This window comes from Bradyrhizobium sp. FW305-F6 (assembly GCF_058782905.1).
Genome location: NZ_JBYSYD010000002.1, coordinates 320,213 through 337,838, shown reverse-complemented (window position 1 = coordinate 337,838; position 17,626 = coordinate 320,213). Strand labels below are relative to the sequence as shown.

Genomic DNA, 17,626 nt, shown 5'->3' with positions numbered 1-17,626 from the left:
TTGCCACGATCATGAAACCATTTCAGTGATTTGCGCATTGAAGGTGGTTTGCCTATGTCCCTTTGGGCGAGAATAGAGGAAGGTCGATAATGAATACTGGACCCATGATTTCCGCAGCCCGCCGCAACACGGTGCTGGCCGCGTGCGTGAGCCTCGCCCTGATCGCGGCCTCCGCATCCCCGTCCGCGGCAGCTTCCGCCGGGGCACCAGCCGTCAAGCCGGCTGCCGAGCCGGCCGTTGCCGGCCAGGCCGCGAGCGACGTCACCGATTTCAGCGCAGCCCGGCGCCGCTATCATCATCGACGCGGGGCGAACGCCGCAGGCCTCGCCTTCATGGGCGTGGCCGCGGGTCTGATCGGAGGCGCGATCGCGGAGAGCCGCCGCCGCGAATACTATGAGAACCGCTATTATTACGGCTATGGCCCGCGCCCCTATTACGGCGGGCCGGGCTATTATGGCGGTTCGGGTTACTACGGCGGCGGTCCCGGTTATTACGGTCCCGGCTATGGCTACGCGCCGTACTGAGCGGGCCAGCTGACATATTAGTCGGTCAGAAGAGGGCGGCCCTTGGTGCCGCCCTCTTTGTGTAGGTACCCTTGTAGCCCGGGTGAGCGCAGCGATACCCGGGGCTAGGTCGTGAGGGATCCCGGATGTCGCTTCGCTCATCCGGGCTACGAGACCGGGCTGTGTCGCCCTCTGTCAATCCTATCGCGCGAAAAGATTCCGCTTTACCGAAATTCGGAAATGACGTATGTGTCGCCCATCCCGGCTTTTTCTCGAGGGGCGATCGTGAGGTCGTCATGTTCGCGAGCCGGGCTTGCGGTGGACGCGGCAGCGTCGGGCGCGAAAGGCGCGGGCAGGGAGGGTAGTCCCCGGTGAGCTCGCGGCCGCGCGCGGACGAACGGCGCTGCTAGGTTTCGTCTCGTCTGTAAGTTTCCGGTGCTGTCGACGGCATCGGGAAAACTGCGGCGAAATGGCGGGCCGTGCGTACGGCAAAACCGTGTGGTCCTGGCCGTCGTTGCTACGGTCAAGCTCTTGCGGATGCGGCTCTCGCGTCAACCGGCGTGAGGGACGGTGACTTCCGTGAGGGGGAGGGAGGCCAGAAGGAACTCGGCTCCCGGGAGAGCGCGGCATAAGCCGTCCGACCATCGCGCAGGGAAGGCCGAGTGATCGGCACCACCTGTATGCTGCTGTGCGGTCTCCTTTGCGCAGTTTTCGCGCAGCAGACCGCGGGTGCGTTGTCAGCACCCGGCCTTCCCTGTGCCCTCTTGGTTTTCAGAGGGGCGACGATAAAGCAAAGCTCGGGCGAATTGCGCCGCGAGGCTGCGAAGGCGTGTCTGCGAGCTGAATGCGTGCCCCAATCTCGATCTCGTTGGGTGGGCAAAGCGCAGCGTGCCACGCTGCTGTACCCGTATCGAACAGGTGGTGGGTACGGCGCGACGCGCCTTTGCCACCCCAAGGCACCACCACTGGAATGTGCACTGTAGCGGCGCTGGTGGACTCGCCTTCTGCAATCCGGTTCAATGGGCCGCTGAGCAGCCGATCGGGCATGTCCAACATGCCGGGCCTGCCCAGAACATGCGAGAGCCTGCCGCGCCACTTGCGCGAAACGGTCGGGGGTGCTCTTTGCTTGAAAGTTACCCGTGGGCCATTGGCCCCGATCCAGAGAGATGAGATGAGCAAACTCGTTATCCGCGCCGGCGATTTCACCTTCGATGCCCGCTTCGAGGAGCAACTGGCGCCCAAAACCGTCGCCGCCTTCCGCAAGGCGCTGCCGTTCGAAAGCCACATCATCCATGTGCGCTGGAGCGGCGAGGGCGTGTGGATGCCGCTGGGCGATCTCGATTTCGGCGTCGGCTATGAGAACCACACCTCCTATCCCGCGCCCGGCCAGATCATCCTCTATCCCGGCGGCATCAGCGAGACCGAGATCCTCCTGGCCTATGGCGGCGTGCATTTCGCGAGCAAGATGGGCCAGCTCGCCGGCAACCATTTCATCACGCTGACGTCGGGGCTGGAGAACCTGGCGACGCTGGGCAAAAGCGTGCTGTGGAAGGGCGCGCTGCCGATCCGCTTCGAGGAAGTCTGAGTGACGGAGCCCCGCTACCCGCGCGATCTCCGCGGTTACGGCCGCAACCCGCCGCATCCGCGATGGCCCGGCAATGCACGGGTCGCGGTGCAGTTCGTCATCAATTTTGAGGAAGGCGGCGAGAACAACATCCTGCACGGCGACCGCGCCTCGGAAGCGTTCCTGTCCGACGTGCTCGGCGCGCAGCCCTGGCCGGGCCAGCGCCACGCCAATATCGAATCCATGTTCGAATACGGCTCGCGCGCCGGCTTCTGGCGGTTGTGGCGAATGTTCGCCGCGCGCAACTGGCCGACCACCGTGTTCGGCGTCGCCACCGCGCTCAAGCGCAATCCCGAGATCGTGGCGGCCATGAAGGAGGCGGGCTGGGATATCGCCAGCCACAGCCTGAAATGGATCGAGCACAAGGACATGACCGAGGCCCAGGAGCGCGCCGAGATCGCCGAGTCCATCCGCGTGCATACCGAGGCGACGGGCTCGCGGCCGCTCGGCTGGTACACCGGGCGCTCCTCGATCAACACCAACCGGCTGCTGATGGAGGAGGGCGGCTTCCTTTATCTCTGCGACTCCTATGCCGACGATTTGCCCTATTGGGTGAAGGGAGCAAGCGGCAAGCAGCTCATGATTCCCTACACGCTCGATGCCAACGACATGCGCTTCATCAACCCGCAAGGGTTTGCCGACGGCGAGCAGTTCTTCACTTACCTCAAGGACGCCTTCGACGTGCTCTACGCGGAAGGCGAAACCGCGCCGAAGATGATGTCGGTCGGCCTGCATTGCCGCCTCGCCGGCCGGCCCGGGCGTGCAGCCGGCCTGATCCGCTTCCTGGATTATATCGGCAAGCACGAGCGCGTCTGGGTGCCGACGCGGTTGCAGATCGCGCAGCACTGGCACGACAAGCATGCCCATCTTGCCGCCGACGCATTCGAGATCGGGTGAGATGATGTCGAAAGTTTCGCTCGCCGATCTCAACGCCGTAAGCAGCCACGACTTCGTTGCAGCGCTCGCCAACGTCGTCGAATACTCGCCGTGGATCGCCGAGCAGCTTGCGGCAAGGCGGCCGTTCGCCGGCATCAAGGAGCTGCACGCCGCGTTGATGGCCGCGATCCAAGCTGCCGAACCCGACGTGCAGCTCGCGCTGATCCGGGCGCATCCCGATCTCGTCAACAAGACGCAGCGTGCCGCCGGCCTGACCGCGGAGTCGACCGACGAGCAGACCAGCGCGGGGCTCGACCGGCTGTCCGAGGCCGAATATGCGGCGTTCCAGCGGGCCAACGACGCCTACCGCGACAAGTTCGGTTTCCCCTATATCGTCAGCGTGCGCCGTCACACCAGGGATTCCATCCTGCGCGACTTCGAGGGGCGGCTGCTCAACATCCCCAAGACCGAGACGCGGCGTGCGATCGAGGAAATCGGCCGCATCTCCGCGCTGCGGCTCGATCAGCTCGTCATTGCCGAAGACAGGTTGAAGGTGCACGGCCGGCTCTCGACGCATGTGCTGGACAATCACATCGGCAAGCCCGCGCCGGGCATCCCGATCGAGCTCGTGGAGCTCGCGAGCCTCGGCGAGAGCCGCGTCGTCGCGCGCGCGGTGACCAATGCCGACGGCCGCACCGACCAGCCGTTGATCGGCGGTCGTCCGCTGCCGATCGGCCGCTACGAGCTCCGCTTCCGCGTCGCCAGATATTACGCCGAGCGCAATGTGCCACTGTCCGATCCGCCGTTCCTCGACGAGATCCCGCTGCGCTTTGCGATCAGCGAGCCGGAAAGCCATTACCACGTGCCGCTGCTGGTCACGCCCTGGAGCTACTCGACCTACCGCGGCAGCTGAAGCACGCAGGTCGGGCGGGTCAGTTCACCTCTCCCCGACGGGGAGAGGTCGGATTGCGCAGCAATCCGGGTGAGGGGCCGCGGCCTCAGTGAGACTTGAGCCCCTCACCCGGATCGCATCTTCGATGCGCTCCGACCTCTCCCTACGGGAGAGGTGAAACCCCATCTAGCCACCGAACTTCTCGAGCAGCGCGGGAAACAGCCGGTCCGGCTTGAAGGGCGGCGCGGTGAAACGGATGCCGGTGGCATCGGCGATCGCGTTGCCAAGCGCGGCGGCGACGGGATTGTACGGGCTCTCGCTCATCGATTTGGCCCCCAGCGGCCCGATCGTGTCGGACGTCTCGGCGAAGAACACTTCGGTCCGCGGCACGTCGGCGAAGGAGGGCAGGTGGTAGTCGCGGAACTTCGGATTGCCGACGCGGCCATTCGCGTCGATCACCATCTCCTCGTAGAGCGCGGCGCCGAGCGCCTGCGCCACCCCGCCTTCGACCTGACCGCGGCACTGCATGGGATTGGCGACGACGCCTGCGTCGGCGGCGTGCACGCTCCTGAGGATCCTGAGCTCGCCGGTGCCCTTGTTCACCGCGACGCGAAAACCCTGCACGTTGAACGCGACCGAGCGCGGCGTGCCGTCCGAATTGCCGGTGCCCATGAGCGGCTGTCCGCGTTCGTGCGCGAGCTTCGCCAGCTCCACGAAGGGCATCCGCCGGACGCCGCTGACGATCGCGTTATCATCGAGCACGCAGCTGCCCACGTCGCACAGCCACGCGGCGGCGGCCGCCGCCTTCAGCTCGGTCGCAAGCTGCATGGCTGCTGCATGCGTGGCCTTGCCCGCCACGAAGGTGCCGGCGCTGCCATAGGCGCCGGTGTCGTGGCCGCCATGGGCGGTGTCGGACTGGCGCAGGCGAATCCTCTCGACGGTGGTCGCAAGCGCCGTTGCCGCGATCTGGCGGTGCACGGTGCTGGTGCCGTTGCCGAACTCCGCCGTCCCGACGGTCAGATCGAAGCCACCATCGTCGTTGAGCGTGATCGCAGCGTCGGCGAAGTGGCCGGCCGGCGGCACCGTGTCGATCATGGTCAGCGCGATGCCTTCGCCGACCAGCCATTCCGGCGACAGCTGCGGCTGGGGGCCATCCGCCTGCATCGCGCGCTCGACGAGGTCGAGGCATTGGTCGAGCCCATAGGAGCCGTAGAGCACGTCGTGATAGTCGGACGGCGGCGGCGACAGCATGGGATCGCCGGGCCTGACGATATTGCGCCGGCGCATCTCGTAGGGACCGATGCCGAGTTGCCTGGCCAGCTCATCGATCGCGGCCTCCACGGCGATCAAGGCCTGCGGCAGGCCATAGCCGCGAAACGCGCCCGCCGGCACCGTGTTGGTGTAGACGGCGTAGCCGTCCACCCGCTTGTTCGGGCAATTGTAGACGCCGAGGGACTCCGACAGCGCGTGGAACATCACGGGGCCGGCATGATTGCCGTAGGCGCCGGTGTTGGAGAGCACGTCGAGCTGGAGCGCGGTGAGCTTGCCGTCGCTATCGGCGCCGGCCTTGATGTGAATCCGCATCGGATGACGCGTCGAGGTCGCGATGAATTGCTCCTCGCGGGTCAGCTCCAGCTTGACGGGGCGCCCTGTCCTCAGCGCGGCAAGCGCCAGAACGTCCTCGACGAACAGCTCCTGCTTGCCGCCGAAGCCACCGCCGACGCGTTCGCAGAACACGCGGACCTTGTCCATGGGAAGCCCAAAGATATCCGACAGCGTGCGCCGGGTCAGGAACGGCACCTGCGTCGAGGAGCGGACGTTGAGCACGCCCGCGTCGTCGAGCCAGGCAAGGCCGCCATGGGTCTCCAGCGCCGCATGCTGCACCCGATGACTGTTGAACGTGCCCTCGAAGGTGACGGCAGAGTTGGCGAGGGCCGCCGCGACATCGCCGAACTCCCCGTGCTTCTCCGCGGCGAGATTGCGCTGCGCATTGGCGACACGGTCGGCGATGGTCCGGCCGGGATGAATGATCGGCGCACCCGGCGCCATCGCCTGCTCGGGATCGATCAGCGCCGGAAGGATCTCGTAACTGACCTTCAGCCTGCGGCAAGCCTCCTCGGCGGCGGCTTCGGTCTCGGCGACGACCGCAGCAACCTTCTGGCCAATGAAGCGGACGACGTCATCGAGGATTCGGGTGTCCTCCGGGTCCATCCAGTCTTTCTCGTGCCGCGCGGTCGACATCAGCACGGACGGAGCATCCTCATGCGTCAGCACCGCGTGCACGCCGGGAACGCGAAGTGCGTCCGCTCTGTCGATTGCAACGATCCTGGCGTGGGCGTGGGGCGAGCGGAGCAGCTTGATATGCAGCAGGCCGTCGATCGCCGTGTCGAAGGTGTAGCGCGCGTTGCCCCGAACAATGTCGGGACCCGCGGGTGCCGGCAGGCTACGGCCGAACGCGGCGCCTGCCTCGACATTGGCCTCGACATTGGTCTTGCCGAGGATCGCATCCTCGATCGAACGGTAGCCGGTGCAGCGGCAGATATTGCCCTTCAGCGCGGCGCCGAGATCGGTGCGCTGGGCCTGGTTCAGCGCGGAGCAGGTCAGGATCATCCCGGCGGTGCAGAAGCCGCATTGAAAGCCCTGTGCGTCGAGGAAGGCCTGCTGCATCGGATGGGTGCCGTGGTCTCCGCCAAGTCCTTCGATCGTGGTCACCGTGCGGCCCTCGGCGCGGAAGGCCGGGATCAGGCAGCTGTGCACGGGTTCGCCGTCGAGCAAGACGGTGCAGGCCCCGCAGTCGCCGGCATCGCAGCCCTTTTTCACGCCGAAATGGCCGAGCTCGCGCAGGAACGTGCGCAAGCACTGACCGGCGCGTGGCTCCTGCGCAAACGTCCTGCCGTCGATCTCGAAGCTCACGGCATTGCTCCAAGCAACTCGCTGCGAATCTCCTCGGCAAGCCGCTGCGTCATGTGCTTGCGCCAGAGCGGATGGCCGTGGATGTCGGTGTGGTACAGGTCGTCCGTGATTTGCCGTGCGATCGCCTCGCGCAGCATGATCGCGTCGGGCGCACCGCGAAAGGACATCTGGATCGGCCGCACCGTCGATGCGGTGACCGTCAGCGTCAGTCCGCCGTCGGCATCGAGGCTGCCGATCAGGAGCGCCGCCGAGCGGCCGACCGGTGTCAGCGAAATCTGGCGAAACGCGGCGCGGCGTTTCAACGCGGCCAGGGGAATATCGATCTGGCGAAGCAGGTCGCCCGGCTCCAGGCGATTGCGCTGGTCGCCCGTGACGAAGTCGACGACCGGGATCGTCTGCTCGTCGCCGCCGGCCTTCCAGATGGTGCAGACGCCGTCGAGCGCGGAGGCGAGCGAGATCATCGGCCCCGCCGGCAGCGACATGCAGAGATTGCCGCCGACGGTCGCCGTCTTCCAGATCTTGAACGAGGCAAGGAAGGCGCGGCAGCATTGGTTGATCAGCGGCGCCGCGAGCCAGTCGGACGGGCAGACCAGCCCGTCGAGCTCTGCGACGGTGCAGGTGGCGGAGATCGAGAGATGGCTCTCGGTGATCGTCAGCGCCGGCCATCTCAGATCGGTGAGATCGATCAGCCGCGTCAGATGCGCCTGCGGCTCCGAGAACAGCCAGGTGCCGCCGCCGAGCCAGGCATCACCTGCCGTCCAGGCAGGCAATTGCGCGCGCGTTTGCGGATGGGCGACTGCTGTGATGGTATTCAAATCCATGGCTGCGCCAACGCTTCCGCCGGTCAATCGTGCAGACGAGTCTTGCAAGACCGGAGCCAAGCCGCAACAAACAAGTCGTAGCAATATCGTGTCCGGGCTGACGTCCCCCTTGCAGGCTGGTCGTCATTCGGTGTGTGGAGAAGCAGGACCATGAGCGATGCCAAGGCCGTCTGGATCAGGGATCCGCTGGCCATCCTTGCCGATGGTGCCGAGCGCGGCCTCGTGGTGAGGGACGGCCGGATCGTCGAGCTCGTGCCGGCCGGCGCTGTGCCCGCAACCGCGGATCTTGCGATATTCGATGCGAGCGAGCACGTCGTGCTGCCGGGTCTGATCAACACCCATCATCATTTCTACCAGACGCTGACGCGGGCACTGCCGGCCGCGATGGACCGGGAGCTATTCCCCTGGCTTCAGGCGCTCTATCCGGTGTGGGCGAGGCTGACGCCCGAGGCGCTCGAACTCGGCGCCACCGTGGCGATGTCCGAGCTGCTGCTCTCCGGCTGCACCACCACCACCGATCACCATTACGTCTTCCCGGCGGGGCTCGAGGACGCCGTCGATATCGAGGTGGCGGTGGCGAAGCGCCTGGGCGTGCGCGTATTGCTCACGCGTGGCTCGATGAACCTGTCGCAGCGCGACGGCGGACTGCCGCCTGACAGCGTGGTGCAGGACGAGGACACCATTCTCGCCGACAGCGCGCACGTCGTCGCCAAGCATCACCAGCGCGGTGCGGATGCGATGGTGCAGATCGCGCTCGCACCGTGCTCGCCGTTCTCGGTGACGACGTCGCTGATGCGCGCGACCGCTGATCTCGCCGACGAGCTCGACGTGCGCCTGCACACCCATCTCGCCGAGACCGAGGACGAGAACAGGTTCTGCGAGCAGATGTTCGGCTGCCGCCCGCTCGACTATCTCGAGCAATGCGGCTGGCTCAATGCGCGGACCTGGCTCGCCCACGGGATATTTTTCAACGTCGATGAGATCAAGCGCCTCGCCAAGGCGAAGACGGCCATCAGCCATTGCGCCTGCAGCAACCAGCTGCTGGCGTCCGGCTGTTGCCCGGTGTGCGATATGGAGGAGGCCGGCGTCGGGATCGGCATCGGTGTCGACGGCTCGGCCTCCAACGACGGGTCCAACCTGATGCAGGAGGTGCGCGCGGCGTTCCTGCTGCAGCGGGCGCGCTACGGGGTGACGAAGGTCAGTCACAAGGATGCGTTGCGCTGGGCCACCATGGGCTCAGCGGCCTGTATCGGCCGGCCGGAACTCGGCGAGATAGCCGTTGGCAAGGCGGCCGACCTTGCGCTGTTCAGGCTCGACGAGTTGCGCTTCTCCGGTCACGGTGATCCGCTGGCTGCCCTGGTGCTGTGCGGGGCGCACCGCGCCGACCGGGTGATGGTGGCCGGAAAATGGGTGGTGATCGATGGTGCGATCCCGGGCCTCGATGTGAAAGGCCTCATTCGCCGCCACGGTTCCGCGGCGCGCGCCATGCGGGCGGGATAATCGGGTCGGGAATTGAAAGAGGGGGCAGCCACAAGTGCCGGGTGCTTCTGACCACCCCCTCCGAACCTCCTCCGGGAGGAGCAGGTGAATGAGGCAATGCAAGAAGCGTGCTACTTTCCCGGAAGCTTGTCGTCGATGCCTTTGACGTAGAAATTCATGCCGAGGATCTGGCTGTCGTCCAGATGACCGCCGCCCTTGCACTCGACCGGCTTGCCGTCCTGCCCAACGATCGGGCATTTGAACGGATGCAGCTTGCCGGCGGTGATCGCCGCCTGGGCATCCTCCGCCATTTTTTTCACATCGTCAGGCATGTTGGTGTAGGGCGCCATCACGAACATGTGGCTGTCGAGACCGCCCCAAGTGTCCTCGGACTTCCAGGCGCCGGCGAGCTCGGCCTTGACGCGCTCGATGTAGTAGGGGCCCCAGGTGTCGATGATCGAGGTGAGCTGGGTCTTGGGCCCGAACTTGATCATCTCGGAATCCTGGCCGAAGGCGAGCTTGCCGCGCTCGCTGGCGATCTGCATCGCGGCGGGTGAATCCGTATGCTGCATGATGACGTCGGCGCCCTGGTCGATCAGCGCCTTGGCGGCGTCGGCCTCCTTGCCCGGGTCGAACCAGGTGTTGGCCCAGATGATCTTGACCTTGATGTTCGGGTTGATGGTCTGGGCCGCCAGCATCGTCGCGTTGATGCCGGAGACGACCTCCGGAATCGGGAAGGAGCCGATATAGCCGAGCACGCCCGACTTCGACATCCTGGCTGCGATCAGGCCTTGAATGTAGCGGCCCTGATACCACTTGGCCGAATAGGTCGACATGTTCGGGTTGCGCTTGTAGCCGGTGGCGTGCTCGAAATGCACGTTCGGATATTTCTTGGCGACCCTCAGCGTCGAGTCCATGTAGCCGAACGAGGTGGTGAAGATCAGCTTGTTGCCGGCGCGGGCGAGTTGCTCGATCGCGCGTTCGGCGTCGGGGCCTTCGGGCACGTTCTCGAGGTAGGTGGTCTCGATCTTGTCGCCAAGCTCCTTCACCAGCGCCTGACGACCGAGGTCGTGCTGATAGGTCCAGCCGAGATCGCCGATCGGACCCACATAGATGAAGCCGATTTTCAGCTTGTCGGCGGCGGAGGCAGCACTGAGGCTGCCGGCCAGCAGGAGCCCCGCAGTCAGGGCAAGAAGTGATTTCCTCATCATCAATCTCCAACATCAGGGGCAAGCCATGATCCGCAACACACGCCCCATCGCGCACGCTGCGGAGAGTAATTCAGCGATCAGGCACGAACACCGTGCCGAGCGCGGCCGGCGCGGTCGAGCCGCCGGTGCGCGCGCGGGAGAGCAGGACGAGGACAAGGACGGTCGCGAGATAAGGCAGCGCCGACATGAACTGCGAGGGAATGCCGACGCCCCAGCCTTGCGCGTGCAGCTGCAGGATCGTCACGGCGCCGAAGAGATAGGCGCCGACCACGAGCCGGCCCGGCCGCCAGGACGAGAACACCACCAGCGCCAAAGCGATCCAGCCGCGGCCGGCGGTCATGCCGGGAATGAAGAACGGCGTGTAGGCGAGCGGTAGGTAGGCGCCCGCAAGTCCCGCGCAGGCGCCGCCGAACATCGCGGCAAAGGTGCGGATACGCAGCACGGGATAGCCGAGCGCATGCGCGGAGACGTGATTGTCGCCACACGCGCGGAGGATCAATCCCGCCCGCGTGCGGCCCAGGAACCACCAGACGCCGACGATCAGCGCAACCGAGACATAGACGAACCCGTCCTCGCCGAACAGAACGCGGCCAATCAACGGAATGTCGGTCAGGCCGGGAATATGGAGGTGCACGGCCGGCGTGATGCGCTCGCCGACGAAGCCGGCGCCGATCAGGCCGGACAGCCCGATGCCGAGGATGGTCAGCGCAAGACCCGTTGCGACCTGGTTGACGGCGAGCCCGAGCGCCATCAGTGCGAAGACGAGCGACATCAGTGTGCCCGCGACGATGCCGAACAGCGCGCCGATGAAGGTGGACCCGGTCAGCCACGCCCCGGCAAAACCGCAGGCGGCGCCGACGATCATCATGCCCTCGACGCCGAGATTGAGCACCCCGGAACGCTCGGTCACGAGCTCGCCGGCCGCCGCAATCAGCAGCGGCGTCGACGCGGCGAGCACCGCCAGGATGATGGCTTCAACCAGCTCCACGGGCCACCTGTCGGCTGGGGAGCACCAGCTTGAAACGGTACAGGATGAGGGAATCGCAGGCGAGCACGTAGAACAGCAGAATGCCCTGGAACACCTTGGTGACGTCCAACGGAATCTTCATCGCGATCTGCGCCTGCTCGCCGCCGATGAAGGTCAATGCCAGGAAAAGACCCGCAACGAGGATTCCAAGCGGATTGAGCCGGCCGAGGAAGGCGACGATGATTGCGGTAAAGCCGTAGCCGGGTGAGATGCCCGGCTGGAGATGCCCGACGGGACCTGCGACCTCGATGATGCCGGCAAGTCCGGCCAACGCGCCGGAGATGGCGAAGGTCAGGATGATCAGCTGGTTGGCGTTGAAGCCGCCGAAGCGCGCGGCGCGCGGTGCCGCGCCGACCACGCGGATGCCAAAACCCTTGATGGTGCGCCCGAGCAGGATCGCCGCGCCCCCGACGACGAGCAGGGCGATGGCAGAGCCGAGGTGCAGCCGGCCGCCCTCGATCAGCAGCGGCACCGTCGCCACCGGATCGAACTCCGCCGTGGTCGGAAAATTGAAGCCCTGCGGGTCGCGCCAGGGCCCGCGCACGAGATAGTCGAGGAAGAGTTCGGCGACATAGACCAGCATCAGGCTGGTCAGGATCTCGCTGGCGCCGAACTTCACCCTGCAGATCGCGGGGATCAGCGCATAGAGCGCGCCGGCAGCGGCGGCGAGTACGAACATGGCCGGCAGCACCCAGGCGCCGGCGTCAGTGCCTTGCGTCTTCACGGCGATCCAGCTGCCTGCGACGGCACCGATCAGGAATTGTCCCTCGGCGCCGATGTTCCAGGCATTGGCGAGATAGCAGAGCGACAGCCCGATCGCGATCATCACCAGCGGCGTTGCCTTCACCGCGATCTCCTGCAGCGAGTAGCCGTCGGTGAGCGGCGCGATGAAATAGGCATGCAGCGCGAGCAGCGGATTCTTGCCCAGGATCGCAAACAGGATGATCATGGTCACGAGCGTGAGGCCGACCGCGATTAGTGGAGACGCCAGCGCGATCGTGCCTGAGCGTTCGGCACGGCTCTCAAGCACCAGCTGCATGCGCGATCTCCTTCGGTTCCAGACTGCTGCCGCCCATCAGAAGCCCCAGCCTCTCGCGGGTCGCCTCGCTTGCTGCGAGCGGAGCCGATAGCCTGCCGTGGAACATCACCGCGATACGATCGGCGATCTCGGCGAGCTCGTCGAGATCCTGGCTGGTGACGAGCACCGCGGCCCCTGCGCTTGCGAGATCAAGCAGCGCCTGACGGATCACGGCGGCAGCGCCGGCATCGACGCCCCAGGTCGGCTGGCTCACCACCAGCACGGCCGGATTGCGCAGGATCTCGCGTCCGACGATGAACTTCTGCAGATTGCCGCCGGAGAGGGAAGCTGCTTCCGGATCTCGCTTGGCCTTGCGGACGTCGAACGTCTCGGTCGCGCGGTCGACCGCCTTCAGCGTGGCTGCGGTGTCGATGAAGCCACGGCGGACCATGCCGCTGGCGGCATGTCCGGTCAGTAGTGCGTTCTCGGACAGCTTCATGCGCGGCACGGTGCCGTGGCCGAGCCGTTCCTCGGGCACGAACGCCGCGCCCAGCTTGCGCCGCTGGGTGATCGAAAGACGGCCGGCGGCGATGCCTTCGATCACGACGGAGCCGGGGGCATGGGACAGCCGCTCGCCCGAGAGCGCGGCGAACAATTCGTCCTGGCCATTGCCGGCGACGCCGGCGATGCCGAGGATCTCGCCGCCCCTCAGCTCGAACGAGATGTGCTGGAGCCGCACGCCATGGCTCTCGGCGGGGGCAAGCGAAAGATCGTCGACAACGAGCCGCGGCACGGTGGTCTTGCGGCCGGATGCGGCCTTCACCGCCTTGATCTCTCCGCCGACCATCATCCGCGCGAGCGAGGCGGCCGTCTCGAGCCGAGGGTTGCAGGTGGCGACCTTCTTGCCGCCGCGCAAAATCGTCGCGGTGTCGCAGAGCTGCTTCACCTCCTCCAGCTTGTGGCTGATGTAGAGGATGGCGCGGCCCTCGGCCTTGAGCCGCTCCAGCACGATGAAGAGCTGGTCGGCCTCCTGCGGCGTCAGCACGGCGGTGGGCTCGTCCAGGATCAGGAATTTCGGATCCTGCATCAAGGCGCGGACGATCTCGATGCGCTGGCGCTCGCCGACGGACAGTTGCCAGACTTCGCGCCTAGGATCGAGCGGCAAACCGTAGGCCTTCGACACCTGCTCTAGCCGGGCGAACATGTCCTTGAAGGATTCCTTTCCATCGAGGCCGAGCGCGACGTTCTCGGCGACGGTCAGATTGTCGAACAGCGAGAAATGCTGGAACACCATGCCGATGCCGCGACTGCGTGCCTCGGACGGACCGGACAGCGCGATCCGTTCGCCCTGCCAGCGGATCTCGCCCGCGCTGGGCTGGATCAGCCCGTAAATGGCCTTGACCAGCGTCGACTTGCCGGCGCCGTTCTCGCCGAGCAGGGCGTGGATCTCGCCGGGCCAGATATCGATGTCGATGGAATCGTTGGCGAGAAAATCGCCGTATCGTTTGGTGAGCCCTGTCGTCCGCAGCAGCGGGGATTCGCCGGAATTTGGGCCGTGAGGTGTCGATTCCAACATTCGCCGGTGCGTTTGCATGGGTGAAGTGCCTCAATGATGGGCCAGTTTGGACCGCGGCGTAAGATGTGAAAAGCCGCATTGCTTGCCCAATACCTCGGCAGATTGGGGACCACCGGCGGACGTCCGTGGCGCCCCTCGTAGAACGATCAGCGAGGGCAGCAGGGCTCCGCTACTTGATCCAGACACCTTGGTGCAGCGCCTCGGCTTCGTCTTCCAGCAACGGTCCGACCACCTCCGTCGGTCGCTGGCCGGTGGCAAAGACCTCGCGGCACGGCAGGTCAAGGGTCGGGTTCTCCGGATGGTTGCCGGTGACGCCGCGCAGGCGACGTTCGCTGAGCCCATAGACGACGCGGCCGATGCCGGCCCAGTAGATCGCGCCCGCACACATGGCGCAGGGCTCGGCTGACGAATAGAGCGTGGCTCTCGCCAGTACGTCGCGGCCGAGCGTGCGGCAGGCCTGGGTGGCCGCGAGACGCTCGGCATGCGCGGTGCCGTCGTGATCCGGCATGTAGCCGTTCTCACTCTCGATGAGGACGGTGCCGTCGGCCGCGACGATGATGCAGCCGAAGGGATGATTGCCATGGTCGAGCGAGCGCCGCGCAACCGCGAACGACAGGCGCATGAAGTGCTCGTCGCGCTCGGAGGCGTCGTCCATCGCTACTCCAGGTCAGTACCCGCCAAGCGCCGCAAGAAGGTCCGCTTCGCCTGTCCGTGCTTCATAACCAATTTGCCGTGGAACATCACCAGCGGCCGTCCGGACCGCTGCCGATCAGGCATTGTCCGAGGTAACCGATTGAAATATAGCGATTATACGTGCAGTCACGATGCCAACAAGGAGAAATGATGCCGGCGAGGGGCTCGCCCGCGCATGACCGGCGTGAGGCGGTCTGGCGCGCACTCGCATTCATGCTAATCACACCTTCCGGAGAAGAGGAAGTTCATCGAGATGGGCGCCGCTAACGCCGTTCAAAATGCATCGCTCGGCGAGACGATCGTGCGTCGGATCAACGAGCTGGCCACGATCTCGGCGGCCAGTGACAACCTCACCCGCATCTATCTCACCGAGGAGCTGCGCCAGGCCGCGGACCTCATCCTGCGCTGGATGCGCGAAGCCGGCATGAGCGCGCGCATCGACGCGATCGGCAACGTCTGCGGGCGCTACGAAGGCGACCGGCCCGGGGCGCCCTGCCTGATGCTCGGCTCGCATTACGATACCGTGCGCGATGCCGGAAAATGGGACGGGCCGCTGGGAGTGATCACCGCAATCTCCTGCGTCGCCGATCTCGACCGTCGCGGCAAGCGCCTGCCGTTTGCGATCGAGGTGGTCGGTTTTGCCGACGAGGAGGGGGTGCGCTTTGCCTCGACATTGCTCGGCAGCCGTGCAGTGGCCGGCACCTTTGACGAGAGTGTGCTGAACGCGCGCGATGGGGACGGCGTGTCAATGCGCGATGCGCTCGTGCAGTTCGGCCTCGATCCCGACCGGATCGGCGCGGCCGCACGGACGCGGCGCGAGCTGCTTGCCTATCTCGAACTGCACATCGAGCAGGGGCCGGTGCTGGAAGCGCAGAACCTGCCCGTAGGCGTCGTTACCGCAATTGCCGGCGCCACGCGCCTTGCCGCGCGGCTGACCGGCATGGCCGGCCACGCCGGCACCGTGCCGATGGCGCTTCGGCGCGACGCGCTCGCCGGGGCGGCCGAATGCATCGGTGCGATCGAACAATTTTGCCGCGCCGACCAGGACGGCCTGGTCGGCACCGTCGGCTACATCCAGGCGAGGCCAGGCGCAACGAATGTGATTCCGGGCGAGGTGTCGTTCACCATCGACATCCGGGCGCCCACCGACATGCACCGCAAGCGTGCGGTCGCAGATATCGTTCGCCAGATCGAGGCGATCGCCAAGCGCCGGCAATTGACACTTCAGCTCGATGTCACCCACGAAAACCGCACCGCGCCTTGCGCCCCATGGCTCCAGGACCAGATCGCATCGGCGATCGAAGCCGAAGGCTTCTCCGTGTTCGAGCTGCCGAGCGGGGCAGGGCACGACGGCATGGCGATGATCGACCTTGCCGATGTCGGCATGATCTTCGTCCGGTGTCGCGGCGGCATCAGCCATCACCCGGACGAGCATGTCGAACTCGACGACGCCGACGTAAGTGCGCGGGTGCTGCTGCGGGTCGTCGAGAATTTCAGGCCCCGGCAAGCCGGCGCTGGCTCGACCTGACTTCCCAAAACCTCGCGTGTCATCAGGACGAGACACGAATCAGTCACTTTTGTGACGGTGACCGGCTACGGTCGGGCATCACGACCAGGCCAAATCAACAGCGATAGCTCCTTGCCGTCACATCGTGGAAACCGGTTTTATCAGGGCGTGACCGCGTCCTTCGTCGCCAACGCGCTTCAGGCGGTGAACTTCCTCAGCGATCGGTTCCTGAGACATTCGCATCATTCGCTATCGGCCATCGAGGACCTCTATCGGCACTCGATGGATAGCGCCTTTTCGCTGACCGAGGCCTTCCTCGTCACCGGCGCGCCCCACGCTTCCGCCTATTATCCTCGCGACTTCGCCTGGTTTTATCCAGACGTGCTCGATCCCGAGACCATCATGGACCCGCAGGACGCGGTGCGCCGCGTGCGCTTGCTTGAAAAGAGCGTGCGCCTGCTGCTGCAGGCGGTCCGCGCCGATGTCGTCACCACCACGATCGTCCCGGCGGGACGCGGCCGCTATCTCGGCGTAAACTATTTCTCGCCACCTTCGGATACGCTGCTCGGCATCCTTGCCGGTCTCCAGCAGATGATCTCAGCCGAGGAGAGGATATCGACCTATCTGGCGATGTCACAATGTGCACATGCCGGCCGCCTGCTGCTGGCCGAATACGGCGCCGACCTGAAGCGGGCGATCCTCCGCCTTGCGAGCGAGCTGGAGCCGGTCGATGACAGCGGCGCGCGATACCTGCTGTGCGACGCCAGTGCGCCCCGCTCCGCGGCCACCGACACGCGCGCCGAGCGCAGGCGTTTCGTCACCAACGCCTGCGTCTACACGACGTTCGTCTGGGGTGTGCAGCTGGGAATCGTCGAAGAGAACGAGCTGAAGCGGCTGCTCGGGCGCGACCTCGCACAATACAAGAAGGGCCTGCTCCGCCTGTTCGGCAAGGACGGCTATATCAGGCATTCGCTGGATGGTCCGGCGGGGACGCCAGCCGCCTCGGTCGCGCTGGATTTCGTCAGCGTGCATCGCGGATTCTGGAATATGAGCGAGGCGAGCGAACGTGCCCTGTTTGCCGCGACGACGGATCTGATCATCGCCGAACCACGGTTTCGCATACCGAGCACGTTCCACTTCCTGGTGTCGGCGGAGAATCCGCGGACCAAGATGATCCACAAGATTGCGGCTCCGGCCTATCAGGGGCGCTCGTCCTGGCCGACGTTCAACGTCGAATTCGCCGATCGCATGCTGGACTATGATGAATCAGCTGGAAGCGATACCTACCGGGCTTGCGCGCAAGGCATATTGAGGGACATCCGGACCGCAACCGAGGTCCATGGCGGCTATCAGGAGCTGATGTCGGAGCAGGGTCTGAAGTATCGCACCTGGGCCTACAAGGGCGCCGTGGCCCACTCCTGGTTTCCGCGCTTTCTGTCGGTCTGGAGGCGGGCTTACGGCACACCGCTCCTCCGGTGGGATTGAC

At 65.6% G+C, this 17,626-nt stretch carries 14 protein-coding genes; 7 read left to right on the top strand and 7 right to left on the bottom strand.

Annotated features, from left to right (window positions below):
* Positions 1-89 precede the first annotated feature (89 nt).
* From AC3WLX_RS12825 to uraD, 4 genes are all read left to right on the top strand, one after another.
* A complete protein-coding gene (locus tag AC3WLX_RS12825) occupies positions 90-524 on the top strand; it encodes a hypothetical protein (protein ID WP_492336197.1) in 435 nt (144 codons plus the stop codon).
* 1,150 nt (positions 525-1,674) lie between these two features.
* A complete protein-coding gene (locus AC3WLX_RS12820; RefSeq protein ID WP_014493672.1) occupies positions 1,675-2,088 on the top strand; it encodes a DUF3830 family protein in 414 nt (137 codons plus the stop codon).
* Positions 2,089-3,024, top strand: coding sequence for an allantoinase PuuE (puuE, locus tag AC3WLX_RS12815; RefSeq protein WP_492336196.1), 936 nt, complete (start codon positions 2,089-2,091; stop codon positions 3,022-3,024). It begins immediately after the preceding gene.
* A gap of 4 nt (positions 3,025-3,028) precedes the next feature.
* Entirely contained in the window at positions 3,029-3,916 is an 888-nt protein-coding gene (uraD, locus tag AC3WLX_RS12810) for a 2-oxo-4-hydroxy-4-carboxy-5-ureidoimidazoline decarboxylase (protein WP_492337276.1), read from the top strand.
* A 165-nt stretch (positions 3,917-4,081) separates the two neighbouring features.
* Here uraD and AC3WLX_RS12805 read toward each other — a convergent pair whose 3' ends face one another.
* A complete protein-coding gene (locus AC3WLX_RS12805) occupies positions 4,082-6,808 on the bottom strand; it encodes a molybdopterin-dependent oxidoreductase (RefSeq protein ID WP_492336195.1) in 2,727 nt (908 codons plus the stop codon).
* Positions 6,805-7,629, bottom strand: coding sequence for an FAD binding domain-containing protein (locus AC3WLX_RS12800; protein WP_492336194.1), 825 nt, complete (start codon positions 7,627-7,629; stop codon positions 6,805-6,807). Before AC3WLX_RS12800 ends, AC3WLX_RS12805 begins: the two co-directional genes overlap by 4 nt.
* 150 nt (positions 7,630-7,779) lie before the next feature.
* On the opposite strand from AC3WLX_RS12800, the gene AC3WLX_RS12795 reads away from it, so the two are divergent.
* Positions 7,780-9,129, top strand: a complete 1,350-nt coding sequence (locus tag AC3WLX_RS12795) for an 8-oxoguanine deaminase (protein ID WP_291626990.1) — start codon at positions 7,780-7,782, stop codon at positions 9,127-9,129.
* 110 nt (positions 9,130-9,239) lie between these two features.
* Here AC3WLX_RS12795 and AC3WLX_RS12790 read toward each other — a convergent pair whose 3' ends face one another.
* The 5 genes from AC3WLX_RS12790 to AC3WLX_RS12770 form a co-directional block, all read right to left on the bottom strand.
* Positions 9,240-10,316 carry a BMP family ABC transporter substrate-binding protein gene (locus AC3WLX_RS12790; protein WP_492336193.1) on the bottom strand — a complete coding sequence of 359 codons (1,077 nt, stop codon included), beginning with the start codon at positions 10,314-10,316 and terminating at the stop codon, positions 9,240-9,242.
* Positions 10,317-10,389: 73 nt separating this feature from the next.
* Complete coding sequence (locus AC3WLX_RS12785) at positions 10,390-11,307, bottom strand: ABC transporter permease (protein ID WP_492336192.1); 918 nt, start codon at positions 11,305-11,307, stop codon at positions 10,390-10,392.
* A complete protein-coding gene (locus tag AC3WLX_RS12780; protein ID WP_492336191.1) occupies positions 11,294-12,385 on the bottom strand; it encodes an ABC transporter permease in 1,092 nt (363 codons plus the stop codon). The genes AC3WLX_RS12785 and AC3WLX_RS12780 overlap by 14 nt, the downstream gene beginning before the upstream one ends.
* Positions 12,369-13,958 carry an ABC transporter ATP-binding protein gene (locus AC3WLX_RS12775; protein WP_492336190.1) on the bottom strand — a complete coding sequence of 530 codons (1,590 nt, stop codon included), beginning with the start codon at positions 13,956-13,958 and terminating at the stop codon, positions 12,369-12,371. Before AC3WLX_RS12775 ends, AC3WLX_RS12780 begins: the two co-directional genes overlap by 17 nt.
* Positions 13,959-14,109: 151 nt before the next feature.
* A complete protein-coding gene (locus AC3WLX_RS12770; RefSeq protein ID WP_492336189.1) occupies positions 14,110-14,595 on the bottom strand; it encodes a nucleoside deaminase in 486 nt (161 codons plus the stop codon).
* 291 nt (positions 14,596-14,886) lie between these two features.
* Here AC3WLX_RS12770 and AC3WLX_RS12765 point away from each other — a divergent pair, with 291 nt between their 5' ends.
* On the top strand, positions 14,887-16,161 hold the full coding sequence (locus AC3WLX_RS12765; RefSeq protein WP_492336188.1) for an allantoate amidohydrolase: 1,275 nt from the start codon (positions 14,887-14,889) through the stop codon (positions 16,159-16,161).
* A gap of 93 nt (positions 16,162-16,254) precedes the next feature.
* Entirely contained in the window at positions 16,255-17,625 is a 1,371-nt protein-coding gene (locus AC3WLX_RS12760; protein WP_492337275.1) for a hypothetical protein, read from the top strand.
* Position 17,626 lies beyond the last annotated feature (1 nt).

Coding starts and splice junctions, on each gene's coding strand:
- AC3WLX_RS12825 (WP_492336197.1), top strand. CDS start 90: ATGAATACTGGACCCATGATTTCCGCAGCCCGCCGCAACACGGTGCTG.
- AC3WLX_RS12795 (WP_291626990.1), top strand. CDS start 7,780: ATGAGCGATGCCAAGGCCGTCTGGATCAGGGATCCGCTGGCCATCCTT.
- AC3WLX_RS12780 (WP_492336191.1), bottom strand. CDS start 12,385: ATGCAGCTGGTGCTTGAGAGCCGTGCCGAACGCTCAGGCACGATCGCG.
- AC3WLX_RS12775 (WP_492336190.1), bottom strand. CDS start 13,958: ATGCAAACGCACCGGCGAATGTTGGAATCGACACCTCACGGCCCAAAT.
- AC3WLX_RS12790 (WP_492336193.1), bottom strand. CDS start 10,316: ATGAGGAAATCACTTCTTGCCCTGACTGCGGGGCTCCTGCTGGCCGGC.
- AC3WLX_RS12765 (WP_492336188.1), top strand. CDS start 14,887: ATGGGCGCCGCTAACGCCGTTCAAAATGCATCGCTCGGCGAGACGATC.
- AC3WLX_RS12800 (WP_492336194.1), bottom strand. CDS start 7,629: ATGGATTTGAATACCATCACAGCAGTCGCCCATCCGCAAACGCGCGCG.
- AC3WLX_RS12820 (WP_014493672.1), top strand. CDS start 1,675: ATGAGCAAACTCGTTATCCGCGCCGGCGATTTCACCTTCGATGCCCGC.
- uraD (WP_492337276.1), top strand. CDS start 3,029: ATGTCGAAAGTTTCGCTCGCCGATCTCAACGCCGTAAGCAGCCACGAC.
- AC3WLX_RS12770 (WP_492336189.1), bottom strand. CDS start 14,595: ATGGACGACGCCTCCGAGCGCGACGAGCACTTCATGCGCCTGTCGTTC.